Annotated in this window: 31 protein-coding genes; 5 read left to right on the top strand and 26 right to left on the bottom strand. The window is 35.6% G+C overall.

Annotated elements, in window-relative coordinates:
- Positions 1-194: 194 nt before the first annotated feature.
- From SOI82_RS00970 to SOI82_RS00930, 9 genes are all read right to left on the bottom strand, one after another.
- A complete protein-coding gene (locus SOI82_RS00970; protein WP_320667539.1) occupies positions 195-521 on the bottom strand; it encodes a hypothetical protein in 327 nt (108 codons plus the stop codon).
- A gap of 119 nt (positions 522-640) precedes the next feature.
- Positions 641-856 (bottom strand): hypothetical protein, encoded by a 216-nt coding sequence (locus SOI82_RS00965; protein ID WP_320667538.1) that lies wholly within the window; start codon positions 854-856, stop codon positions 641-643.
- A 983-nt stretch (positions 857-1,839) separates the two neighbouring features.
- The gene (locus SOI82_RS00960) at positions 1,840-2,121 is read right to left on the bottom strand and encodes a hypothetical protein (RefSeq protein WP_320667537.1); all 282 of its coding nucleotides are present in this window, start codon (positions 2,119-2,121) and stop codon (positions 1,840-1,842) included.
- 25 nt (positions 2,122-2,146) lie between these two features.
- The gene (locus SOI82_RS00955) at positions 2,147-2,476 is read right to left on the bottom strand and encodes a hypothetical protein (RefSeq protein ID WP_320667536.1); all 330 of its coding nucleotides are present in this window, start codon (positions 2,474-2,476) and stop codon (positions 2,147-2,149) included.
- A 745-nt stretch (positions 2,477-3,221) separates the two neighbouring features.
- Positions 3,222-3,329: a chlorophyll a/b-binding protein gene (locus SOI82_RS00950; RefSeq protein WP_320667535.1), complete on the bottom strand. Its 108-nt coding sequence runs from the start codon at positions 3,327-3,329 to the stop codon at positions 3,222-3,224.
- 21 nt (positions 3,330-3,350) lie between these two features.
- A complete protein-coding gene (locus tag SOI82_RS00945) occupies positions 3,351-3,497 on the bottom strand; it encodes a chlorophyll a/b-binding protein (RefSeq protein WP_320667534.1) in 147 nt (48 codons plus the stop codon).
- A gap of 11 nt (positions 3,498-3,508) precedes the next feature.
- The gene (locus SOI82_RS00940; RefSeq protein ID WP_320667533.1) at positions 3,509-3,712 is read right to left on the bottom strand and encodes a chlorophyll a/b-binding protein; all 204 of its coding nucleotides are present in this window, start codon (positions 3,710-3,712) and stop codon (positions 3,509-3,511) included.
- 12 nt (positions 3,713-3,724) lie between these two features.
- Positions 3,725-3,868 carry a high light inducible protein gene (locus SOI82_RS00935; RefSeq protein ID WP_320667532.1) on the bottom strand — a complete coding sequence of 48 codons (144 nt, stop codon included), beginning with the start codon at positions 3,866-3,868 and terminating at the stop codon, positions 3,725-3,727.
- A gap of 223 nt (positions 3,869-4,091) precedes the next feature.
- On the bottom strand, positions 4,092-4,496 hold the full coding sequence (locus SOI82_RS00930) for a hypothetical protein (RefSeq protein WP_320667531.1): 405 nt from the start codon (positions 4,494-4,496) through the stop codon (positions 4,092-4,094).
- 1,223 nt (positions 4,497-5,719) lie between these two features.
- On the opposite strand from SOI82_RS00930, the gene SOI82_RS00925 reads away from it, so the two are divergent.
- Positions 5,720-5,956 (top strand): hypothetical protein, encoded by a 237-nt coding sequence (locus SOI82_RS00925; protein WP_320667530.1) that lies wholly within the window; start codon positions 5,720-5,722, stop codon positions 5,954-5,956.
- A 373-nt stretch (positions 5,957-6,329) separates the two neighbouring features.
- On the opposite strand, the gene SOI82_RS00920 is transcribed toward SOI82_RS00925, so the two are convergent.
- The gene (locus SOI82_RS00920) at positions 6,330-7,520 is read right to left on the bottom strand and encodes a fatty acid desaturase (RefSeq protein ID WP_320667529.1); all 1,191 of its coding nucleotides are present in this window, start codon (positions 7,518-7,520) and stop codon (positions 6,330-6,332) included.
- A 1,425-nt stretch (positions 7,521-8,945) separates the two neighbouring features.
- Here SOI82_RS00920 and rpsU (SOI82_RS00915) point away from each other — a divergent pair.
- Positions 8,946-9,134 carry a 30S ribosomal protein S21 gene (rpsU, locus tag SOI82_RS00915; RefSeq protein ID WP_320667528.1) on the top strand — a complete coding sequence of 63 codons (189 nt, stop codon included), beginning with the start codon at positions 8,946-8,948 and terminating at the stop codon, positions 9,132-9,134.
- Between the two features lie 199 nt (positions 9,135-9,333).
- Here rpsU (SOI82_RS00915) and SOI82_RS00910 read toward each other — a convergent pair whose 3' ends face one another.
- From SOI82_RS00910 to SOI82_RS00880, 7 genes are all read right to left on the bottom strand, one after another.
- Positions 9,334-10,203 (bottom strand): DMT family transporter, encoded by an 870-nt coding sequence (locus SOI82_RS00910; protein WP_320667527.1) that lies wholly within the window; start codon positions 10,201-10,203, stop codon positions 9,334-9,336.
- A 249-nt stretch (positions 10,204-10,452) separates the two neighbouring features.
- Complete coding sequence (locus SOI82_RS00905; protein WP_320667526.1) at positions 10,453-10,599, bottom strand: hypothetical protein; 147 nt, start codon at positions 10,597-10,599, stop codon at positions 10,453-10,455.
- A 24-nt stretch (positions 10,600-10,623) separates the two neighbouring features.
- Positions 10,624-11,169, bottom strand: coding sequence for a nitroreductase (locus SOI82_RS00900; RefSeq protein ID WP_320667525.1), 546 nt, complete (start codon positions 11,167-11,169; stop codon positions 10,624-10,626).
- A 77-nt stretch (positions 11,170-11,246) separates the two neighbouring features.
- Positions 11,247-12,161 carry an oxidoreductase gene (locus SOI82_RS00895; RefSeq protein ID WP_320667524.1) on the bottom strand — a complete coding sequence of 305 codons (915 nt, stop codon included), beginning with the start codon at positions 12,159-12,161 and terminating at the stop codon, positions 11,247-11,249.
- A 123-nt stretch (positions 12,162-12,284) separates the two neighbouring features.
- Positions 12,285-12,542, bottom strand: coding sequence for a hypothetical protein (locus SOI82_RS00890; protein ID WP_320667523.1), 258 nt, complete (start codon positions 12,540-12,542; stop codon positions 12,285-12,287).
- Positions 12,543-12,576: 34 nt separating this feature from the next.
- Positions 12,577-13,140 carry a hypothetical protein gene (locus SOI82_RS00885; protein WP_320667522.1) on the bottom strand — a complete coding sequence of 188 codons (564 nt, stop codon included), beginning with the start codon at positions 13,138-13,140 and terminating at the stop codon, positions 12,577-12,579.
- A gap of 38 nt (positions 13,141-13,178) precedes the next feature.
- Complete coding sequence (locus tag SOI82_RS00880) at positions 13,179-13,451, bottom strand: DUF4090 family protein (protein ID WP_320667521.1); 273 nt, start codon at positions 13,449-13,451, stop codon at positions 13,179-13,181.
- Between the two features lie 103 nt (positions 13,452-13,554).
- Between SOI82_RS00880 and SOI82_RS00875 the strand changes: the two genes are divergently transcribed.
- Both SOI82_RS00875 and SOI82_RS00870 read left to right on the top strand, forming a co-directional pair.
- Positions 13,555-13,959, top strand: coding sequence for a DUF1824 family protein (locus tag SOI82_RS00875; protein ID WP_320667520.1), 405 nt, complete (start codon positions 13,555-13,557; stop codon positions 13,957-13,959).
- Positions 13,960-14,169: 210 nt separating this feature from the next.
- The gene (locus SOI82_RS00870) at positions 14,170-14,328 is read left to right on the top strand and encodes a hypothetical protein (protein ID WP_320667519.1); all 159 of its coding nucleotides are present in this window, start codon (positions 14,170-14,172) and stop codon (positions 14,326-14,328) included.
- 347 nt (positions 14,329-14,675) lie between these two features.
- Here SOI82_RS00870 and SOI82_RS00865 read toward each other — a convergent pair whose 3' ends face one another.
- The 3 genes from SOI82_RS00865 to rpsU (SOI82_RS00855) all read right to left on the bottom strand — a co-directional run bounded on the left by SOI82_RS00865 (position 14,676) and on the right by rpsU (SOI82_RS00855) (position 16,507).
- A complete protein-coding gene (locus tag SOI82_RS00865; protein WP_320667518.1) occupies positions 14,676-15,869 on the bottom strand; it encodes a fatty acid desaturase in 1,194 nt (397 codons plus the stop codon).
- The gene (locus tag SOI82_RS00860; RefSeq protein ID WP_320667517.1) at positions 15,862-16,101 is read right to left on the bottom strand and encodes a hypothetical protein; all 240 of its coding nucleotides are present in this window, start codon (positions 16,099-16,101) and stop codon (positions 15,862-15,864) included. Before SOI82_RS00860 ends, SOI82_RS00865 begins: the two co-directional genes overlap by 8 nt.
- Positions 16,102-16,318: 217 nt before the next feature.
- The gene (rpsU, locus tag SOI82_RS00855) at positions 16,319-16,507 is read right to left on the bottom strand and encodes a 30S ribosomal protein S21 (RefSeq protein ID WP_320667516.1); all 189 of its coding nucleotides are present in this window, start codon (positions 16,505-16,507) and stop codon (positions 16,319-16,321) included.
- Between the two features lie 144 nt (positions 16,508-16,651).
- On the opposite strand from rpsU (SOI82_RS00855), the gene SOI82_RS00850 reads away from it, so the two are divergent.
- Positions 16,652-16,846, top strand: coding sequence for a hypothetical protein (locus tag SOI82_RS00850; RefSeq protein WP_320667515.1), 195 nt, complete (start codon positions 16,652-16,654; stop codon positions 16,844-16,846).
- 439 nt (positions 16,847-17,285) lie between these two features.
- Here SOI82_RS00850 and SOI82_RS00845 read toward each other — a convergent pair whose 3' ends face one another.
- The 6 genes from SOI82_RS00845 to SOI82_RS00820 form a co-directional block, all read right to left on the bottom strand.
- Complete coding sequence (locus SOI82_RS00845) at positions 17,286-17,414, bottom strand: hypothetical protein (RefSeq protein WP_320667514.1); 129 nt, start codon at positions 17,412-17,414, stop codon at positions 17,286-17,288.
- A 194-nt stretch (positions 17,415-17,608) separates the two neighbouring features.
- Complete coding sequence (locus tag SOI82_RS00840; RefSeq protein ID WP_320667513.1) at positions 17,609-17,881, bottom strand: hypothetical protein; 273 nt, start codon at positions 17,879-17,881, stop codon at positions 17,609-17,611.
- A 2-nt stretch (positions 17,882-17,883) separates the two neighbouring features.
- Positions 17,884-18,039, bottom strand: coding sequence for a hypothetical protein (locus tag SOI82_RS00835; protein WP_320667512.1), 156 nt, complete (start codon positions 18,037-18,039; stop codon positions 17,884-17,886).
- A gap of 849 nt (positions 18,040-18,888) precedes the next feature.
- Entirely contained in the window at positions 18,889-19,029 is a 141-nt protein-coding gene (locus SOI82_RS00830; RefSeq protein ID WP_320667511.1) for a hypothetical protein, read from the bottom strand.
- A 349-nt stretch (positions 19,030-19,378) separates the two neighbouring features.
- On the bottom strand, positions 19,379-19,615 hold the full coding sequence (locus tag SOI82_RS00825) for a hypothetical protein (RefSeq protein ID WP_320667510.1): 237 nt from the start codon (positions 19,613-19,615) through the stop codon (positions 19,379-19,381).
- Positions 19,616-20,285: 670 nt separating this feature from the next.
- Entirely contained in the window at positions 20,286-21,347 is a 1,062-nt protein-coding gene (locus SOI82_RS00820; protein ID WP_320667509.1) for a uridine kinase, read from the bottom strand.
- Positions 21,348-21,374 lie beyond the last annotated feature (27 nt).

The raw sequence follows: 21,374 nt of genomic DNA, 5'->3' as shown, positions 1-21,374 counted from the left end.
TCAACTAAATTGAAGTAAGTTAATATTTGAGAGCTTTAAGAAAAAAATAAATACAAAGTCAAGTCTAGTCTCAAATAGCTAGAACCTACTTTCAAGAAAGCAGTTATATTTTTTGAAAGCTAAGATTGAAAAAAAAAGAATAAACTAGGCACAGTTAAAATAACTATCATTTGCTAAACGGGCTATAGCTAGTGCTAAGCAGCTGCTAATACTCCAGTCTGACGAAGTACGTCAAATATCCGAGCGCTTCTATTCATGCCCCTTTTAATAGGTCTTAGGCGATCAAGAATTGCAGCATTACAAATAATCCAATAATTACCTCTAGCTACACCTGCCTCGTCACAAACCACAGCAGGAGCGATGCTTGGAAATCTGTTGTAATGAATTGAGTTTAAAGAATCCAGCCAACACCTCTCAAGGAAATTTAATTCCTCTTCAGAAATTTCTTTTGTGGAGCAGTAGCTCTCAAGTACCAAACTCATGCTCGTGGCAAAAAGCATGCTATTTCTTCTTAAAGACATATGAAATTAACACCATTAATTCAAAGATTGTCAGCCTTAGATCTTTAGTAATAATTAAGAGGAGAAATTTCGTGCTCGATTTGCCAGTAGAAGACAACCTTTAGGAAATCTGCTATTAGCTACTTCCATTTGAACTTTATTCCTATTCGACTTCTTAAAAACTTTGGAATTCTTGCTTCACTAGCAAATTTGTCGAATTGTTTATCTACTTGTTTATTGATTAATTGTCTGAGTAGGCCTAAGAGGGTTTGAATCATTACGATTGCAAGTGGAATAACAACAAACAAATAAACCTTGATTTCTTGTTTTACTTGATCTAAATTGAGATTATCCATTCTAATCAAGCAATTCGAGAGATTTACTTAACATTTACATCCTCTTTTTGGTTCTAAATTCAAAAATGGTTACCAATTACGAGAACCAACTGTAAAGACTTTCAATATATTAACTTTACAGGATTTACTGCAAAGTCAATATGCTTAGAATCATAAGATAATAAATTCAGTTTTCAATCCTTTGCTGATTTGGTGTTGGATTTACAATTTTATCATAAATTTACTTAAATAGATATATTTTTTCTATAGCAGCTTCTTCGTAACTTTCTGTTCTTTGAGCTATTTCGACGAGAGTAATAACAATTGAAACAAGTACAAGCGTTATAATACTAAAGGAAGTGACAAGTATATTAGAGGTAAAGCTTTGATCCTCTATTAGTTTATTCTTAAAGATTGCTCAATCAATCTAAAATGTATAAAAGGGAAAACATAAAGTTAGGCCTTAGTACTTTAATATGATTATCTAGCCAAACAAACACAGCCTTTTATTTTCAGCTCCTCTTCTTCTTGTATAAGCATAACTGCTAAAGAGCCATGAATCCAAAGAGGTTGGGATCGTTTGTTTTAAACCGTCTGGAGATCTATAGACGCGCTCAATGCCAAATTCTCTTTCCACAATCGTGACAGCGAAATGCATAAAAACTCCTGGGATATGCCTTTTTAACAATTGAAAGAATAGGAGCAATAAGCAAAAGGTTCAGTTGACACTGATAAGGTAGACAGTAACTGTATTTTTCAAATTCTTAAAGTAAAATAAAGGCATTTCTAACTTTTAAGTGGGCGCAGCATAAAGGGTTTTAAATCCTCAGAATTCAAAGGCTTCATTCTGTACAAGTAAAAGTTTTTTTTCTATCTCCGGAATTCCACCCAGCAGTGAAAGCAGACTTAGTATCCCCTATTGTTTTGATAAACGAAAGTATTGTATAGAGAAAAGTAAAATTACTAATTTAAGGTCTACGGAATATGTTTTTAAAAGGCTTAGCTTAGGAAGGCGGATTATTTCGGGGTAAGTCCAATCTCTTGCCATCCAAAATATCGGCTAATGTTCTGAAACTATCTGAATACTTCCAGAAGTCAGACTTGCTCTGAAACCCTTCAAGAAAACGTCTACTAAAATCTTTTTGCATGCCCCATCGTTTCTCATTTCGGACATATTCACTGTGATTCATATCATTCAAAAAGAGACATGCACGTTCATGGAGTAGACACTCTTCTTCAGAGTTGAATAGTTCTCCATCTTTAGCTTGCCAAACCTGCTTAGACATTGCCTTTCATGAAGCTCATACGCTCTTAGCCAACAGTATCGCAACCAGGGTCGAAATAACTAAGTTTTGCCAATTTTGCTTGAACTAAAGACGCTTTGGCTGTTTTTTTATTGTTGGTTGCGTTACCTCCTATTACTGCAAGAGGAAGCCCCCCCCCTAAGCAAGCAGCAACTGATAACAAAGCTTTCTTGTCAGCCGTTTCAAATGTAATAGCTAAGGCAACAATCGTCCCAAAGCTTGCAGTCAGCAAACCTGTCCATTTACATATTTCTCCAGAGATGGACCTGGCAGTCTCTGCCAGTTTAAGTTCATTCTCTATACCTTTTAGCTTTTCTTCCATGTTTGGATCACGCATGTCAAAGAGGCAAGTCATCTAGAGATAGCGGAGATAGTCTGATTTTGCCTTTCTAGCTCTCGAATCTAAATGAAAATAATTACTCCTAGGCCCCAGCTTCGAGAGTTAAATCATGGTATTAATAATCACAGGTGTCGATGATGTGACACAAAGCACAGGAATGGGGTCTTACTTCTTATATATACAGGTAGTCAGAAAAATTAAATGGAAAGCTTCAGCCAAACAGAAGATCAATTGAATGAAATCTGTGAAGATGCTTTCATCAATATCAAAGAAGCTTGTATGAGGCTTCAGGAAAGGACTAAGTGTTCGAATGAAGTGGTCATTAAAATGCTGAATAATGTTGCTGATTTTTACATTTCACAGAATAAAGATTTTCAAAAGTAATCCAAACTACTTATAAATCAAAAAAGTTAATTTAACAGCTGGTTTTTTATTCTACAAAATTCTACCTGTTAACAAAGAATGGAAGCCTGAATTTGTCCAATATAAATAAGCAAAAAGCATGAGGACAAAGTTCAGAAAAACAATTGATCCAAAAAGCGCAATCTCCATTAGGAGAGTTGAGTTAAATTGAACTTTGCCAAAATGCATAGATCTCAATAAAATTGCGTTGTTTTTATGATTCTGTTGATGTTTCTAGAAATTATTTTAGAGATTAGAAAGGATTAAGTTCTATTTTGAGACAAAAGAGATTTTAAGGCCCCTGAAGTTTTGTTTTTATCAAAGGCCTTTTATTATCTGGCTAGAAAACACCAGGTATAATTTGTCCCGTAAAAATATAGGTAATTAAAGCAATATCAAAACCGATCATTGCCAAACGACCATTTTGTAGCTCTGCGTTTTTGTTCATGTGAATAAAAAGAATAATGGTTTAGAAAATGCCAGGTATTACCCAGCCAGTTAAGGCATAGTTATGGATTAGAGCAAAGAGTCCAATCATTGCTAAACGTCCATTACTTTGCTCTGCTTCCTTCGAATAATTAGGAAATAATTTCGACAGGATTTGTAAGAGCTTCATAGAAAATTAAATTAAAAAACACCTGGTATGAATTGTCCTGTTGTTGCATATGCGCCAACAGCAGCAACAAAACCAATCATTGCCCAACGAGCATTAGCTAGTTCAGATTCATGGGCATAACTTTTATAGTCTGGGTCTATATATGTATGCGGTTCAGCTGCATACACATTCTGACGTCCACCTGCTTCTGTAACTACGGATGAAGAAGTTGTCATTAGTTTTTTTCCTTAAACAAAACCTGGAATTATCTGGCCTGTAGTTAGGTATGCACCAATTACAGCCCAGAAGCCCATCATTGCTGCCCAACCATTAATTCGCTCAGCAACAACCTTTTCAGGCTCGACATTTTTTATTTCAAAAGGATTGTTCATTGAATGAAACTCATAATGAGGTTAAGAAAATTGGAGAGGGCCTACAAGGCTCACATGAAGAACTGTAACGCATTTTATGTCGAAGTGTGAAGCATATCGCATGCCGGTTTTTACTGCCTCTCTATTAAAAGCAATAATTCTAATCTTTCTAATGGTTTTTCAATGTATTTTACTTATTTCTATTTATCAAATAAGTGTGGCAGGAGATATACTAAGCATTAATTTATCCAACAAAACATATAAATATAGCATATAAGTAACCACTAATAATTGAATTGATGACATACATCCATTTTGGTGAATTAAAAGAATCGCCTAATTGTTTTTGTAATTTTTCTGAGTTGGTCTTTACAACTAAGCCATCTGTAGGATGGCTATCAAAGATCATTGACTTCTTCCACAGATACTTATATGTATAGACAGCACTTGTGATATGTGTAAATTCTGTATCAGGAATATCAAATCCAAAACATTTAAGCACTTTTAAATATCCTAAGTAATTAAGTTCCGCTTTGATTATTTGAAACCCGCAAAAAGCTAAATCAACTCCAGGCGTATTGATTTCATGAAAAGGGATTTCATTATAAATTGGCTCCTCATCAACTGAAAGATTATGTGAATAAATCACTCCACGAACTTGAATATCTTTTTTAAGAGAAAGACTTTTAGGTAAATTCTGAATACGTTCAAGTAAATCAATTGTATCTTCGTTATAATTGGAAACAACTCTGCGAAGACTAGCCTTATTATAGTATGAAATAATTCCAATTATTTGATTTTAGGTTGAACAATTAACCTTGTATTAGGCAAGTGTTCCTCTAACCAAGATTCAAGATTACCTTGCGCCAAGGAAAAGTTATAATTATCATTCAATTGAGAATGAAGAATTGAATATTTACGATCAATTCTTTTTTATATTATTTATAAAATGGTTAAAACCCAAACCAATTTTACGATCAGTTTTCCCTTCTATATTCAAATTGGAGTATTTTTTTGATTGTGCATTAATTACCAATATTTGAGATAAAGCATCATAAATGAAATCATTAAACAAAATCTATGAGAAGCTTCAATTTTATAATCTTTAATATCTTCTTAATACTTAGTATAAATCTTCTTACAAAAGATACTACTTATTTATTTATAGGCTATTTTATGATTTTAATATTCCTTTTAAAAGTCTTTTAATACTACTATTCTTTTTATTCCTTAAAAACATTCGATTCCATTTAATAATGAAATTCTTAATTACTTCCTTTTTATTTTTTCTTCTCTTCGTCCCTAACTTAGTTAACGCATACCCTCATGAAAAACTCCAAGAGTGTATCCTTGGATCAAAACAAAATCCTATAATCCTAGGGATACCAGAAGATTCAATAAAAAACTACTGTGACTGCACTTTGCAATCAATCATTGATGATGGGAATGACATGAGAAATTCAGCGAATAAATGTGGATTAAAGTATTTGAAATAGAAGTATCAACAATCAAAAGAAAAGCTTAACCTACCTTGAGTGAAGATGGCTTCATGAACAAAAACATAAAAACAACAGATATTTTTATAGCTTCTTGGAATATCAAAGATTATAATAATACAGTTCTGAGTACATAAATCGATTGCTGATATTTACTATTTTTTAATTTTTCGTAGATTTTTAGTTCCCAATAAGTATAGGCTCATAGCCTATACTTAATCAAATAATTATGATTTACTATTACAAAGCCTTCATACTTATATTATGTAATCTACTAGTTAATTAGTTTTTATAACAACCGCTTTTTAAATGATATTTATATCAATGCTAATTTCTTGGAGTTTTGATAATATTAACAAGTAATGAATTTTTCAATATGAGATTTCTAGCAATTTTCCTGTTGGTCGTTTTTTCATACCTGCCAACCGGCATGGCATATCCACAAGATCAACTCAAGGAATGTATCTCTAGTGCGCAGCAGAACCCAAATATAGAAGGCGTATCTAAAGAATCTATAGAAGAATATTGTGACTGTGCTCTTAAACTAATAGTTGATGAAGGTCAAGATCGAAGAACTTCAGGCTATAAATGCGCTGAGGTTGCTTTCAAGTAGTCCATCATTACTTTTAAGGCTTATTAGTTACGCCAGCTGGGGCAACAAACTTATGGAGAAAAGCTAGTTGCCCCTAACACGACGCACCCTTTGCCAAAAGAGAAAACCTAGTGGTTCTTACTTTTTAGGTCAACTCTCTCAGGGATAGGTATTCACCCTCTTAAATCCTAAACAATTAGCCTTGCATTTCGATTCTTATAGCGTCTATAGGTTAAATTTCTGATCTAAATTCCATTTTATTCTCTACATAAAAATTTTTATCTTCGTATTTAATTCAAACTGGATAAGTAACTGTTCTTAAATTTATTTAATTAACCTTATCTTCTTATCATTTCATCTTAAAACTAATTGTGTTATTTTCCTTTAACCGTTTTTAAGGCCTTAGCCAAAAATATCTGGCAGTTCCTTCTTCTTTCTTAACCGCAGTACAATTAGAGGCAATATTCCAAAGTGCTTTATGAATAGGTGTAGAGTTATAAAGATAAACCTTAGGGAACGCTTTCTTTATTTCTAGAGTAGCTTTTCTTGCGTAATAATGAGGAATAGTAGGTGCTATATGATGTATAACATGTGTTGATCCAATCCTATGGTGCAAGAAATCTAAGAGTCTTCCATAGGGACGGTCAATTGACAAAAATGCACCTCGCATAAAAGAGAAATCAGTTCCAGAAAGATGTGGAACATCTGTATCAGTATGATGAAGCCATGTATATATAACCAACCATACATTCACTACCAATAAAGGACCTATATAAAGCGTAATAAGTGAAGCTATACCCGCCTTAGAAGCCCAAAGAAAAAGTACCAAAATAACGAAGACAACTCCAAAGTCTGAAAGCCACACTTTTTTAGCCCAAATTGTGGGCCATAACTTCCTAGAAAAAGGTGCCCGCGGCCAGAAGTGATTCGAAGTCCCATATCGAGGTCCACCTGTTTTCCCCGCTAACAAGTAAGCAGGCCAACCAAACAAAAGGTGCATTACAAGTTGAAGTACACCATATTGAGCCTTGCCAAAAGTTCTTCTCGCTTCTACCTCCTTTTCACCACCAGGTTTTTCAGTGATTCCATTACCCCCAATTACTAATGGGACGTGCGTCTCACCATCTGTTATGTGATTGGTAAATCTATGATGAATAGCATGAGAACGCTGCCAAGAGAAGTAAGGGACTAAAAGAAAAGAGTGCAATACATATCCAACTATTGTTTGAAGCCTTCTATTATCCGAAAATGCGCCATGCCCACATTCATGAGCAATAACCCAAAAGCCCATCGCAGAGGTCCCAGAAACTACGGCATAGAGAATCCACACTGGAATCATTGAATATGTAAGCGGAATAACCAAACCAACTAAAATAATTACGACTTGAATAACCAAAGATTGAAATAAATAAGCAAGTGATATCACCGTATGTCGAGTGAAACATTTTGCAGGCACAACATTTCTGACATCTAATTGACTAGGCACATCCTCTTTTTTTACTGCCGCGGCCTTACCATTAAGACCTGAAAGCAGAACACTTTTGAGGTTCTGTCGCTGTGAGAAAGAATTATTTAGGCTGTCCACAAAAATGTAAAGATCTTTTCATCGAGGCAAAAAGTTGTCCCCCCCACCTTGTGATTGTGGGTTGCTAATGACCTCATCGTTTCAAGCTATAAAAAAATTGGTGGTTTGACGACTATTTGTCTTGAACAACGATTCTTCCTCCAAAGAACAGACGTAAAAAACCTTAAAATTAATCGCTCAGGGCCTTAAGCATTGCCTAAACAAGCATAAATGGAAAGCTGTGTGTGGGGCACAACCCCAGTTCTGATAATTGATCCGGAAGGAACGGCGAAATCAGAACACTTTTCATAAGTGACTGATCCTGCCTGATTAAGTATTTATTCCTGCTGTGTATCAATTGTCACCATGGCTATAGCAGGTATAAGCAGCTTGAACTGCCTACCCTCCCCCTGAGTCTGCACAGGGGGCTTTTTATTGGTTAATTGAAAAGCAAGAACAAAGCCCTACCGACTCTTATTCATTTGAATCGTATGCATTTGATGCGAGCCACTGACATGATGATTGCCTACAAGCTTTTTAAGAGACTGTGACCCGCAAATTGAACTCAAAGCTATGACCACAAGTGAGGCAGTGCTTAGGAATTGAAGTGTAATAGGCAAATGAGCGTTTAACCTGTCTCGAAAAGTTGTCATAAGTCAATGAATAATTACCTCATTTAAGCAAGTAAGCTTCAATTTCGCTTGGAGCTTAAACTCAATCAACATTAAGATTCTCTAAAAGCTCAATAGCTCTTTTCTCTAATAATCCTTTAGAAACTTAGTAAATTTACCTTTAAAGCCTATTTAGATAATTTCCTATATCAGTTATTTGAACTGGAAAGAAGCATCAAACATCTAAAAGGTTTACAGGCTATAAATTGGCATAAAGCAAGAAGTTAATCTATTATTATAGTTCAAATCAAAGTATTTTTTCTTGAGAATTCAATAATCACATAAGAAGTCGACATGGAATTAAGTAAAGTATTTAGGAGAATTTCAACTCATATACAACAGATTCCTAATGAGAAATTTTTAATTAATAAAAAAACAATAGATATTGAAATCCCAAGGAAACTCTTATTAGTTTAAGATAAATATATTTCTTTAAAGTCTAAAAGCAACAATCTTTTATAACCAATTTATAACCAAAAAAATCAAAGTCGAACGAAACATTATGAATTTTTACAATCTGGAGTCAATGCCAAATTTTTCAACATAAAAGAAGTAAATAATATTTTCTTTAGAGCTATTAAAAAGAATCTGAGGATCCATTTAAATAGATAAAAGCTGGGGAAAGAGTCATGTAAAATAAAGCTAGAGCATTCATTTATTATTTACATAGGAGACATAAAAGAGTCTCTATTCCGCTAAATATCGTTCAAAGTCAATAACTCTAGTAATTTCCAGCTGACACCCTGTTTGTTTATACGATTAAAGCAATGAATTTTTGACAAAACTAACAATTGGAGGAAATGAGGCTGTAGAATCAGCAATCAGTCGGTTTAAACGTGAAGTAGTGAAGGTAGGGATCTTTAATGAGTTAAGGCGCATACGCCATCACGAAACCCCAGTAGAAAAATACAAGCGAAAGCAGGGGCTTCGAAATAAAAGTCGTCGGCACGGACATTCTCGATAAATCTCAAAAAGAACTAATTGAAGTAATTAAAATGCATTTTCTATTTGACCCTTCAACTCAGGTAGGCATCCCTATTTTGCTTATAATCGAAAGAGTTTTTTATGGTGGGTTAGCAATATTTCTTTTCTGTGCACTTTTCACTTCTATTATAAAAGAGCTAAAGAGTAAAGGAAAGGACTCAAAAACCAAATAAAATTATTTATAGTAATACAATTACGACACCTAAGAGAGCTAGAAAGGCAGATAGAATGCTTATATTATTTATATTATCGCCTTCAAATTTAGCAAAAAATAGTGATATTACAGGTGAAATACTTAAAAGGGTCCAGCCTATTCCTATGGGCAATGTCTTAAATACTACTTGCTGTAGAAATATACCTATATTTGTTCCTAAAAGAGTCGCAAGAACAAGTTTACTTTTGCTTTGAATGCTAACTTCTTTTATGAAAGATAAAGAATCAACTCTTACTATTGGTACTAATATTGTTAATGCTCCTATAAGCCTAATCTCCGTTGATTGAAGTGGTGACAAGTCTGAACTTTTCAGTACAAGTCTAGAAATAATTGCAGCGATAACAGCACAAAATACAGACAGAAAGGCATAGATATATCCTTGTTGGTTTAAAAGATAGTCTGGGGAAAAGCCATCAAATTTTCTTAATCTCTCATTCGCTATTAGTACCAATGAAAAACTAACAACAAATGCTCCTAATAATGCTGTGTTAGAAAGAGTATCTCCTATAATCAGTGATCCTATTAAACTAGCAATCACTGGAGAGAACGCCTCAATTGTAAGTGTTCTACGCGTACCTAATCTATGAAGGGCTTCTATATAAAATGTATCACCAAGAGAAATTCCAATTACGCCACTTAAAAAAAGTACTGCTATTTCTTTCAGGTCAGACAACCAATCAATTGAGAATATTATTGGCAGAAAAATCAATGTAGCCAACGAAGTTTTTATAAGGTTGATCTGAGTTGGAGAAAAATATTTTGTTTGCGATCGCCAAAGGAAGCAGGCAATAGTCCATGAAAAAGACGCAGAAATCGCAGCAATTATGCCAGTCATAAAAGCCATTGAAAGTATTTATTCATGAGTCCTGAGAAAAGAAAGAAGGTTTGCCAGCTCTATATCTATTTGTATTGACATTGTTCCTTCTGATTCCATTGGAAGCAGATCAGCAAATAACCGATTAGTCTATTTATAGATTATTAAAATTGCCAATAACTATATTGCCCCGATTAAGAAAATTCTCTTTAAAGGGCAAAGGGTGGCTAATGAAAAGACAAATAATGTCCAAATAGGTTTTCAAGAGAATCAATCCCATGGGTTTTCAATTTTCTTTCCAGATTGCCTTTCACGAATTGACCCACTCCACCAGACCCATAGGAATCGAAGCCCTGATATCGCAAGAAATGCCAAGGCAATTAACAACCAAGTGTCTTCACTAAGACCAAACAACATAGAAATTCAAGTCAGTTTTTTCTATCATCGCCGAAATACTGAAGTAATTGAAGGCCTCTTTATTCCTAAAGGTGTTTTTCCGTATCCAATCCATAAAAAACCAATAATTTCCTCTTGCAGGGGATCAATCCCAACAATGGTGTAAGTCCTTGCATCCGAAACAATCTTTCCAGTTGACCATTTGCTGCCGACTCCATCACCAACAAGTGAAAGAAAAAGATTTTGGATTGCACAGGCGCAAGCAGCAAAATCTTCTTTCTTACGTTTTGGATCTTCTGTTAAAACCTGACTGGCGATAAGTAAATGAGAGGGGTTTAAATATTTTGCATAGGTATCTTTCTCGATAGGTTGATCTATTGCCAGAGAAGGAAATTTAATTTCCAAAGACAATTTTGCTAACAATTGTCTTTTTTCTCTATTAATGCAAGTAAATCGCCAAGGGAAAGTAAGCCTATGACAAGGGGCAAAATTAGCCGCCTCAATTGCTCTCTCTATTAACTGGTCAGGAACATTTGTATTTTCAAATACATGGATTGTCCTTCGACTTTTTAATGCCTGTTGTAAATCCATAAGCAGGATAGTAACTTTGTTTCCTTCTCGATTATTCCATCATGGGGTAAAAACTTAAACAATAAGCAACTTAAGAATTACTTTACCGAGTAAAAGCTAATCAATTTCTCGCTAACCTCCCAGAGTCTTTTTCTCTCTCTGCTTTCTAAGGCAATTGGTGCTAGAGGACACACTTTTGGATAGCCTCTTAAGTTAAATCTTGGCCCATATTGCTCTCCGCCCTTTGCATTTTGACTTGTAGCGGCAAGCAACTGTGGCAAAGCACCCATACGTGCAGTCTGAAACATTGGATCCAACAACTTATAAGCAAATGCTTCTAGCCAAGATCCACTTTCTGAAATTGAAGTGGCTTGAAGATTTGTTCTAGCCAAGCCTGGATGAGCTAAAAGTGAGGCCACTTGGCTTTTGGTTTCTCTCAATCTATTTTCTAATTCAAATGCAAACATCACATTGGCAAGTTTGCTTTGCGAGTAGGAGGCCCATCGATCATAATTTTCTTCTCCCTGCAGATCATCCCAAGCTATCTTTCCCATGTACTGGGCCCCAGAGGTGACTGTGACAACCCTTGCACCACTTCTTTTGGCAAGTAATGGCAATAATTTATTAGTTAATGCCATATGAGCCAAGTGATTGACTGCAAATTGAATCTCTAGTCCTTGCTTACTAAGATTGCGAGGAGGGGCCATGATTCCTGCATTATTGATTAAAATGTCTAGATAGCCATATTTACTTCGTAGTTGATCTGCAGCTAGATTTACTGCCCTCAGGTCCGCAAGATCTATTTCCAGTAAATCAACTTTTGGAGCTTCGTTTTCTCGTAAAAGTTCATTGCGTGCAATTTGGGCTTTTTCAAGGGAGCGGCAACCCAAAATGACAGTAGCGTTTTTTTTGATTAAGGCCTTACAAGTCTCAAAACCTAAGCCACTATTGGCCCCAGTAACCAAAACTAGTCTGCCTGTTTGGTTAGGGATGTCTTTTAAATCCCAGCTCATTTAATCGAATTGAAATTCATCTGAATTAAAAATATAAGGAAGGAGGTTGGACAAAATTCATCCCTATATTAACTATGAGTCCTTCAAATATTTAAAGCCAGTAGAATAAGCAATGCTTACCAATTAATCAGGAGTAATTTTTCTTTGGCGACAATATTCCGTTAATGCAGTCAATAATTCATACTCAAAACCAGAACCCTTTAAAAGAGCATCAGAGTTATCTATAAATTCCTTAATGTCTCCTTTGTATTTAAGGTAGAATTCTCTATTTGAAATCCCAAAAACCTCGTCTTCCAAGTCATCTAAAAATTGATCTAACTTATCAATACTAAGAAGACGTTCATCAAGAAATTTTGTTAGGGAATTAGAAATAATGTCCATTAGAGTTATTTAAAAAGAAAGGAAGTCCTCTTCTTTATGAGTTAGTTGTATGAATCCATTTGATAAGGTGATGATCAAAAGAATTTCTTCGACCTAATACAAATAGAGGTATTGAAACAGAAGAATCTTTAAAAGATCCTTTGTATTGAGTTACAAGTTCTAAATAAACCTTAAAGGTCCAACCATGATTTCCAAAATCTTGCCAATACCAATAATTCCTTAGCGCCCTGTGAAAGTCCTCCATTCCAAACTCGGACCAACACTCTTGAAGAGCTAGTAAATGATTAGAACCTTTTCTTATCAGTTCGTTGTACTTAATTAATTCAGGGGCTTCATGGGAGTTATCTACTGGCAGCCTCTTTGTTAATTCATCCAAACTAATCTTCTCAAGCCTCAACCAACATCGATCAAAAAGAAAAACTGGGCTCTTCATTGACCAACGTACCCCTAACAAACTTTTTAATGTTGATTCAATGGTCTGAGAGTGTTTGTATGTCAGTGAAAGTCCTTTCACCTCTGCAATAGATACATTTTTGTCATTGTTTGCTTTTTTCAAAGAAAAATAGTTGTTCGATTCAGAGGCTTTTAACTGGTTCATAACCTACAAAAGAATGGTTCGCTAAAGCAAAGATTTGATCAATTAAAAAAGAATTCAACCTCATTTGGCATTAACCCTTCCCATCCTGCTTCAATAAGGCGTTTATTCAGAATAGCCATATCGAAGTGTTTTGCTCCTGTCCGTACAATTCGATTTCGCATTGATTTTTTGACTCCACTCCTTTTTCTTCCAGCTTCCTTAGCCATAACATCTTTATAAAGATTGAGCATCTCAACAGGAATTGGACTGCCATCAAGGTCAACTCCACTTTGAATCGCTTGATCAATAGCTTCTGGTCCAGAAAATTCCATCACATAAGAAAATTTTCTCTACTACTTTGGCTCATCAGCTCGCTATTTAGTGAATTACTCGCTAAAAAGGGATCAAAATAAATATTGCCACCTAAGAAAAAAAATGCTTGATTCAGAAATAAAATCAATTGAAGATCTAAAAAATTTCCGTTCAGCTCCAATATTAGATGAAAATCAATCAAAGATTCTATTAGATGAACTTTCAAACTACATGCAAGATGTTGATTGGTTCACTATTGGAATAATGGCACCAAGTTCAAAATTGGCTTTATACCTTATAAAGGAGATGGAAAAAAAATTCAACTGGCCATCGATGAAATTGGCTACCCCATTAGAGGAAGAGGGACCTGTTTTTCTAAAAGCAAATCAAAAAACTGGAGACATCAATGTACGCATAGAATATGGATTAGGCGAAGGTATCCTGCTGGGTTGCCAACATAATGAAGAGCAAAAACAAACTGATACATTTGGACCATTCCCATTGGATTTCTTCAAGATTAAAGATTAACGCTTCTAAAAGATTAATGAAGCTAATTTAGAGCATGAAGATAATTGAAACATGCAAATAGCTATTTTGAAGATTGAGAATTGCTCATTTTGCTAAAGATAAACCACACTTGCTCAAAGAATGGTTAAAATGACATCAATTGGATACTGAGGTAAATACTTGAGTGCTTCTAAAAGGGATTCAGCAACTCAAATCATAAGGTACCTGCGAGTGGAGCTAAGGGAGCTCAATCTGGGCTTAGTCGAAGATGGATTGCTCCCAGAACCAGGCCAAATAAGGGCATTGCTCGCTCAATTGGATGCTCTCCAAGACCTTGTTCAAGGTGTTAAGAAAAAACCAAATCCAAATGCACCCAAACGGTCTTTGTAAATTTAACAATCACCACTTTAGAGTCCAGATTTACACAAAAAGCCTCTAAAGCAATTAACTGGCTTATTTGATTTATTTGGTAAAAAGTTAGTCATTACCCCTTGCTAGAGCATGAATAAGCTGTTACAGGCTAGCTTAAGGTCTACATGAGCATAGAAGCTATTTATTATTTATATTTTAGATTCTAACCTGATATAATTTTATACTAATAATTTTAATAATATCATCTTCTGCATATTTAAGGAGTTAGATTTACTAAAATCAATTCTTGTGAGAGACCTATATAGAATATAGGGTTACAAGATAGTTGGCTTGGCTTGTGTTTGTACTAGTAAGTCCTATTGATATCAACAAGAACTTTTTGCCTTCTCTATAGTAGTGAGCCTTTGAAGGTCAGAATCCCAAAGTATGTAATCAAAGCAATGTGGTATCTCAGTAAGAGTAATAATCTTCGCATTTACCAAAAGGTGCTTATTACGTTCATGACAAGCTCTCAAATGGTAATTAGGGATTCGATCACATAAATGATGAATGCTATGAAAAGAAATATCGGCAAAGAACCAATTCAAGCAACGAGGAATTTCCAAATTACTGCTACCTTCAACTGCTCCAAGTAAAGAGCTCCAATTATATGAGCCGTGAGCATATGAATCTTTGAAGTTATGTTGGACAAAAAATATGCATATAAAAATCGCAGCCGAAAACGTCATTACGACCGAATAACAACTCCAAAAAAGACCAGCACCAAGCCATCTACTCATAAGTATCCAAATTATAATCACAGCAAAATTATTAGCATATAGATCAGCAATCTCTACAAATGTATCACCATAACCTGAATTTTTTGATCGAAAGCGTCCTGAAAATACAAAAATATTGGCGAAGTCTTTTTTCAATAGGCAACCTATAAAATCTTCAATTATTGACCAGAGAAAAGACAATGTAACTTGTATTAATGTTAATCTAGGTTTAATGACTAAATAATAGAATCCTCCAGGGAATAACATTAACCAATGTCGACTGAAGGCATACAAAAACTTATTTATTTCAGAGAGTTTTTGATAATCGGTAAGAGTGATGACATCAATAGGTCCACGATAAATCTCCCAATTTCCATTATGCCGGTGATGAAAAGCATGATCAAGTGACCAAGGCTTTTGTGGAATTGCATTAAGAACGCCCAGGAAAAAAGCCATTGTTTTGTTCAACCATAGAGAGCGAAACAATGACCTATGTCCACAATCATGCATCAATGAAAATGCACGAGATGAAAACAAGGCTAATAATATTAGTATCGGCAAAATTGCCAACCCCTTGAATGAAATAGATATAGAAGCTTGATTAATTCTCGCAACTACCCACCAAAGCCCTGCAACAGGAGCAATCGTTGTGAAAAGCTGCCAACTTGCTCTGATATTAGATCGCCTTAAATAAGGCTTAATATCAAAGTCAGACCTACTTAATTCTTGGACTTCTGGTTTGCTGGGCACCTTATCTAGTTGTTGATAGGTTAAGGATTTTGCATTATTTAACTTAACCATAAACAATGCACATATCTATACCAAATAGATCTCTTACTTCTTTATAGAGCTCCAATTGATTTAAGCTAAGTCGATGCTTAATCCATTCAATATTTAGTAGATCTCCAATTGCATTTCTGAACTCAGACTTATTGGTCAAATATATAAATGCAGAATTACGTTTCCTGCCTGTGTCACTATCTAATGGCAAATTAAAATTTTGAATATGACGGTAATAGCTAAATGGTCCCACAAAATATTCTTGTTTAGTCTGTAAAGATGAATTATTTATGCAAAAAATCATTAAATTTTAAATAAGAGGAGTTTTCAAGAAAGCTCTAAACTAGATAAAAGTAGAAAAAATAGTAAATAGAGCTGTGCTAGCTGTACTTACTATTCTTAGACTGAGCTTCCAATAGGCAAGCGAGAATAAATACCCAATTAATTAGGGGGCTACATTTGAAGGTCACTTAGCGCGAACGGCCCCGACGACGACTTTTACTGCGAAGCCGTTGCTTCCTTTTGTACTTCTCTACGGGAGTTTCATGATGGCGTATTCGCCTTAATTCATTAAAAATCCCCGCCTTCACCACTTCACGTTTAAAGCGGCGTAGCGCAGATTCAACAGCCTCGTTTTCTCCGACAGTTACTTGAGTCAAAAATTAAAGTCCATTACCCTTTAGAACTTACCAGGTTACAAGCAGCTAAGGACTTGATCTCCACATAAAAAGTATTTACGCCAATTACAATTCAGTAGTCCTTAGCTAACCCTAGGGGAGGAATTCCCACTCCAGGCGTGGCTAATGGATGCAGATTCTCAGCTGAGAGATACTTTGCATATAACAGTGACTAATGCGGTCGCAAGGATGAAAACACTGCAAGACATAGCAGATCGTCGTTGCTTGTTTCATGAATACAAAGAATGGTTAGGAGAAAATTTAAATGATGAGGTCTGGGCAATCCCTGCAAACTGGAACAATGAATGGAAGAAATCTTGAGCTATTGCTCCTAAGTCTTAGGCCTCCATTAGATAGCGTACCTATTACAACCAAAAGTCATCAGTCTTCTCATCACAAAAAGGCTTTTGCTCACTAAAACAACATTTGCCCAACATCACCCACCCTATAAACGGCAAGAATCAAGACCAAGATGGCTGTGCCCTGGTGCTACACACTACTTGTGGAATATCTAATGGTTTTGATACAGAACAACAAAACTTGTGTGTGTGGGGGGGGGTGTAGTTGATTTTGAGCCAATCTCTCTTAGAAAACAGTTTCCCCATCACCTAAGCCCAGAGCGTTTCGCAAGGGTCTTTTTTTTGCCGAAAGTAGAAAGAGCATCCAAGAAATCAAAGCATTCGTAGAGGAAGTTAAAGCTATTGCACTAACCAAATACTTCAATTGATATTCCTCTTCCTTAACCCTCGCCCTAGCTGATTCACCATTTGGTTGGAGCATCATGCATGAAATACCAACCAACCCAAGCAACAAGATTTAATCCAAAAACGAATCCCCAGATCCTCCATGGTTGATCTTTATCTGGTTTAGGTAAAGTTGTTTTTGCCATTTAGACAGAAAAGTCTACCTTAACGAATTGGAAAGTTCCCTAAGAAAAATTGATTATAAATTAAATCATTCTTTTAAGACTAATGCATATCATTAATAATGGGTAAATTTTAATTTTAGTGAATTCAACAATCTGAAAATAATAAATAATATTTAGTAAAAAAAATAAAATGCTAAAGGCAAAGCGAAAAAGAACTAAGCAACTGACTCTTCATCTAAATAGGGTGCAGCAGCTTTTTCTACAAGTTCTTTTAATGCCTTTCTAGGTTCATTTACTATTGAGTAGAGGCGAGGATTATTTAAAGCTTGGCGATTTTCAAGCCTATCTAATTGAGCTCTAGCTGCATCTAAATCACTGCAGAAAAAAGAGAGGTGATTCGAACAAACACGAAAAACCAATTCCGTATCTCCACGAAAAGAATTAATAGTTCCTCCTTTATCACTTACGTATATTGGGTTTTTTAACATAACTATTGAGCCCCTTCTTTAAGATGTACTTCGACGCAACGTGTAACACATTCAACATCCTCTCCGCCAACCCATGAACAAGCAGTAATGCACTCAAAATAGGAATCTAAAGGATCACGCTTGTCTTCTGAATTTAGGACTCTTAATTTATTTGTCATGACACCTCCCAGATGCAGGTTTGTTTTATAGCATCTATTTTTCATCGTAGGTAATTTTAGTTTCCAAATATAAAGTACCTAAGCAATAACTACAGGAAGAGGGCATCTATTAAGCAAATCTATACTTCTTGTAAGGGTCAAGCGCCTTAAGGCAAGCCTTTGACTAACTGAAGGGCAATTGAGACTTAAATAACATTTTTTTGATAAGTTGATAGCCTGAATAAGCATAATGGGATTGCGAGGAGAATATCTGGGCATAGATATTTAACCTGCCGCCAAAAACAGTTGAGAGGAGAAAGCACAAGTTAAATCTCATCTTCAAAGATTCTGATTCCTAGACTATCCCTAAACTCATAACTTAAAAGTGACAAGTATCTACTTGTACAAAATCACAATCAGTCTTAAAGAACCTACTCCCTCATGGCATAGAAGAATCCTTATATAGCGTCCCTATTACAACCAAAAGTCATCAGTCTTCTCATCACAAAAAGGCTTTTGCTCACTAAAACAACATTTGCCCAACATCACCCACCCTATAAACGGCAAGAATCAAGACCAAGATGGCTGTGCCCTGGTGCTACACACTACTTGTGGAATATCTAATGGTTTTGATACAGAACAACAAAACTTGTGTGTGTGTGGGGGGGGGGTGTAGTTGATTTTGAGCCAATCTCTCTTAGAAAACAGTTTCCCCATCACCTAAGCCCAAAGCGTTTCGCAAGGGTCTTTTTTTTGCCGAAAGTAGAAAGAGCATCCAAGAAATCAAAGCATTCGTAGAGGAAGTTAAAGCTATTGCACTAACCAAATACTTCAATTGATATTCCTCTTCCTTAACCCTCTCCTGGTCTTTTAATCTGACTTGCTACCTTCGTCTCTGGCGAGTTCAAGAAGGCGACGAAATTCTTCAATATCCTCTTCAGAAGCTCCAAGCTGTTCTTGAAGCTTCTTTATCTCACAATTAATCTTTTGCTCTAATTTTTCATTAGTCAAAAGTAAGCAATGCAATACACCACATTATTTTGCAAAAAAAACACTGAAGCCACAAGTCCGGGTAGATTTACCTATATCAAAAAGCTTGGAATATCCATCCAAGAGAAGTTCAAGTCTCAATCAAGCCTATTTCTCTTAAAATATATTCCTTCCTGTATCTTGCTTCAGAAAGTAAATTATCAGTTAACTACTGGAAGGCTCACTCCAAGCAGTCGATTACTTCAAGGGTTGATTTACTTAAAGGTTAAATTCGCTAAAAGTAGATTTTAAAAAATGTCAACTCAAAGATAGTGGTCCAGTTAACAAGAAGATACCTGAAATACCTTCATTAATATTTAGTGCCATATAATTACTTGTTGCTCTTGTTGTAATGAACAGCTCCATTGCAAATATTGACAGCTATTGCTTCTCTGCCTACTTCTCCAGTGTCTTGAAGTTTATGTAGCGTCGAAAGGAAGCGACTAGTTGTATCCAAACATCGATTCCATGCCTCCGATTGACGTGAAACTGGGACTAACTCAACTGCAATAGCCGCCAAACTAAGAGCCATTACCCCAAAAAAGGCTTTCTGTAGTGATTCAGCCATCTAATCTTTTCGATATGTATAGAGGATTAATAGAACAGCCTATATGAAGCCTACAGCAATACTTCCTGACTAGCCATTACCCAAAATACCGTGACAAGCTGATTCATCAATGGAGGCGCGTAAAAAGAAATGAGTTAGCTCACACCTTGAGGCACATGAAAAAACAAGAGAAGTGACAAGAAAAAAAGCTTATGTAAGAAACTATGTATTCAGATCTATTGACCAAATAGACCTAGCAAAAGGAAGAAAACGTAATGATAGAGATAAGTTGGTATAGCAATTAATAATCGAATTTTATTAATTGCCGTATATAAAATATAGTGTATGTCAGCTAAAAAATATATAGATAATGTCTCTAATAACTATCCACCTGAGCACTAGGGAAGTCAAATGATCGTGAAAAGCAGGTGAATATTCAATCGGAATGCTGTGAGTCGTAACTAAAGATGTAGTAAACCCCCCAAATAACACCTACCATAAGAATTACAATCATGATGTTCACAGACCATACAAAATCGTTATCCATTAATCCCTCTGCATAATCCAATAGAAGCTCTACTATCTTATGTGGTGGTAGCTCTTGTTGACACTACCTACATAATTCAAAAAGCTTCTCTAAAAGTCCTTCATAGGATTGTTTTCTTTTTCTTCAGATATGATATTGATATCTTTAGAGCCCGTATAAATAATCCTTGGGTTCATCTATTTTTCGACCGACCCAAGCGACTTTGCGTGTTGAATCAACTCTAGCAACGACATTAGAGTTTATTGATAACAAGCTTTGGTAGGGAAGGGATGTCTGTATCATCCGAATAAATAAATCTAATGATTGGCCCTGCAAAGAAGTTCCTCTTTCCTTTAGCATATTTTTTTCTTGCTGGGTTTTCCAACTAGCAATAGAATTATATTGACTAGCCTTTAGATGCCATAATCTATTAAATCTATTCCATATTGGTTGATACTTAGCCAAGGCCTCTTGGACTCTTTGTCTATACTCTATTTCATTCTTGGAAATTTTTGCTAAGAAGTCATTATTAATCTCTATATCCTCTGAAAACTGACTAATTACAGGGCACCCTAAAAACCAACCCTCGATAATAAGAACCTTTGGATTAGCTCTTCTCCAACCAGAACGATCACCAAGTCCATTCCTAAGTGCTTTATCAAATTGAGGCGCAACCAAATTTCCATCTTTTCTCCAATTATCGATAGTGCTTTCGATTAATTCTATGGAATGGCTTCCAGGAAGACCCCTTGGTACCTTCCACGGATTTCCCTTCATGGCCTTCACCATATCCTCAGCTGGCAAATAAAAGTCGTCTAGTGAGATGACTGCAATTGGCCAATTCATCTTTCTTGCTGAGGCTTCAAGCCAATGCCCAAGACTAGTCTTCCCGCATCCTGGTAACCCAGAGATTCCTATCAAAACATATTCAGTTGTAGTTGTTAAAAAACGTTCAACCTCTGAGAGTAAAGGCAAACCTAATCCCCAGACCCAATCTGATCTGATTCCCCTAGGCCAATCAGAGGATGCAATATTTGTACCACCACGATTAAGCCAATGGGTCAACCATTTCAACGGTTCAGACCAACCCAAGTCTTGTAAAAGCTTCTCAAAAGGCTGAATAGGGAAAGAAATTTCTGGGTCTATGGAGGCAGACCAAGGAGAAGAGGCTGGGTAGGAATTGGAGTCTTTAATTATGTTTAATGCTGTCCTAGCAATACTAGACAAATCAAGGATCTAATTACACTTCCACAA

The organism is Prochlorococcus sp. MIT 1307 (assembly GCF_034092395.1).
GTDB lineage: Bacteria > Cyanobacteriota > Cyanobacteriia > PCC-6307 > Cyanobiaceae > AG-363-K07.
This window is presented reverse-complemented; position numbering and strand designations above follow the sequence as displayed.

What these genes read in the sequence shown, in the direction of transcription:
- SOI82_RS00970 (WP_320667539.1), bottom strand. Translation starts at nt 521, where the DNA reads ATGTCTTTAAGAAGAAATAGCATGCTTTTTGCCACGAGCATGAGTTTG.
- SOI82_RS00965 (WP_320667538.1), bottom strand. Translation starts at nt 856, where the DNA reads ATGGATAATCTCAATTTAGATCAAGTAAAACAAGAAATCAAGGTTTAT.
- SOI82_RS00960 (WP_320667537.1), bottom strand. Translation starts at nt 2,121, where the DNA reads ATGTCTAAGCAGGTTTGGCAAGCTAAAGATGGAGAACTATTCAACTCT.
- SOI82_RS00955 (WP_320667536.1), bottom strand. Translation starts at nt 2,476, where the DNA reads ATGCGTGATCCAAACATGGAAGAAAAGCTAAAAGGTATAGAGAATGAA.
- SOI82_RS00950 (WP_320667535.1), bottom strand. Translation starts at nt 3,329, where the DNA reads ATGAACAAAAACGCAGAGCTACAAAATGGTCGTTTGGCAATGATCGGT.
- SOI82_RS00945 (WP_320667534.1), bottom strand. Translation starts at nt 3,497, where the DNA reads ATGAAGCTCTTACAAATCCTGTCGAAATTATTTCCTAATTATTCGAAG.
- SOI82_RS00940 (WP_320667533.1), bottom strand. Translation starts at nt 3,712, where the DNA reads ATGACAACTTCTTCATCCGTAGTTACAGAAGCAGGTGGACGTCAGAAT.
- SOI82_RS00935 (WP_320667532.1), bottom strand. Translation starts at nt 3,868, where the DNA reads ATGAACAATCCTTTTGAAATAAAAAATGTCGAGCCTGAAAAGGTTGTT.
- SOI82_RS00925 (WP_320667530.1), top strand. Translation starts at nt 5,720, where the DNA reads ATGAGATTTCTAGCAATTTTCCTGTTGGTCGTTTTTTCATACCTGCCA.
- SOI82_RS00910 (WP_320667527.1), bottom strand. Translation starts at nt 10,203, where the DNA reads ATGACTGGCATAATTGCTGCGATTTCTGCGTCTTTTTCATGGACTATT.
- SOI82_RS00905 (WP_320667526.1), bottom strand. Translation starts at nt 10,599, where the DNA reads ATGTTGTTTGGTCTTAGTGAAGACACTTGGTTGTTAATTGCCTTGGCA.
- SOI82_RS00900 (WP_320667525.1), bottom strand. Translation starts at nt 11,169, where the DNA reads ATGGATTTACAACAGGCATTAAAAAGTCGAAGGACAATCCATGTATTT.
- SOI82_RS00895 (WP_320667524.1), bottom strand. Translation starts at nt 12,161, where the DNA reads ATGAGCTGGGATTTAAAAGACATCCCTAACCAAACAGGCAGACTAGTT.
- SOI82_RS00890 (WP_320667523.1), bottom strand. Translation starts at nt 12,542, where the DNA reads ATGGACATTATTTCTAATTCCCTAACAAAATTTCTTGATGAACGTCTT.
- SOI82_RS00885 (WP_320667522.1), bottom strand. Translation starts at nt 13,140, where the DNA reads ATGAACCAGTTAAAAGCCTCTGAATCGAACAACTATTTTTCTTTGAAA.
- SOI82_RS00880 (WP_320667521.1), bottom strand. Translation starts at nt 13,451, where the DNA reads ATGGAATTTTCTGGACCAGAAGCTATTGATCAAGCGATTCAAAGTGGA.
- SOI82_RS00875 (WP_320667520.1), top strand. Translation starts at nt 13,555, where the DNA reads ATGCTTGATTCAGAAATAAAATCAATTGAAGATCTAAAAAATTTCCGT.
- SOI82_RS00865 (WP_320667518.1), bottom strand. Translation starts at nt 15,869, where the DNA reads ATGGTTAAGTTAAATAATGCAAAATCCTTAACCTATCAACAACTAGAT.
- SOI82_RS00850 (WP_320667515.1), top strand. Translation starts at nt 16,652, where the DNA reads ATGGATGCAGATTCTCAGCTGAGAGATACTTTGCATATAACAGTGACT.
- SOI82_RS00845 (WP_320667514.1), bottom strand. Translation starts at nt 17,414, where the DNA reads ATGGCAAAAACAACTTTACCTAAACCAGATAAAGATCAACCATGGAGG.
- SOI82_RS00840 (WP_320667513.1), bottom strand. Translation starts at nt 17,881, where the DNA reads ATGTTAAAAAACCCAATATACGTAAGTGATAAAGGAGGAACTATTAAT.
- SOI82_RS00835 (WP_320667512.1), bottom strand. Translation starts at nt 18,039, where the DNA reads ATGACAAATAAATTAAGAGTCCTAAATTCAGAAGACAAGCGTGATCCT.
- SOI82_RS00825 (WP_320667510.1), bottom strand. Translation starts at nt 19,615, where the DNA reads ATGGCTGAATCACTACAGAAAGCCTTTTTTGGGGTAATGGCTCTTAGT.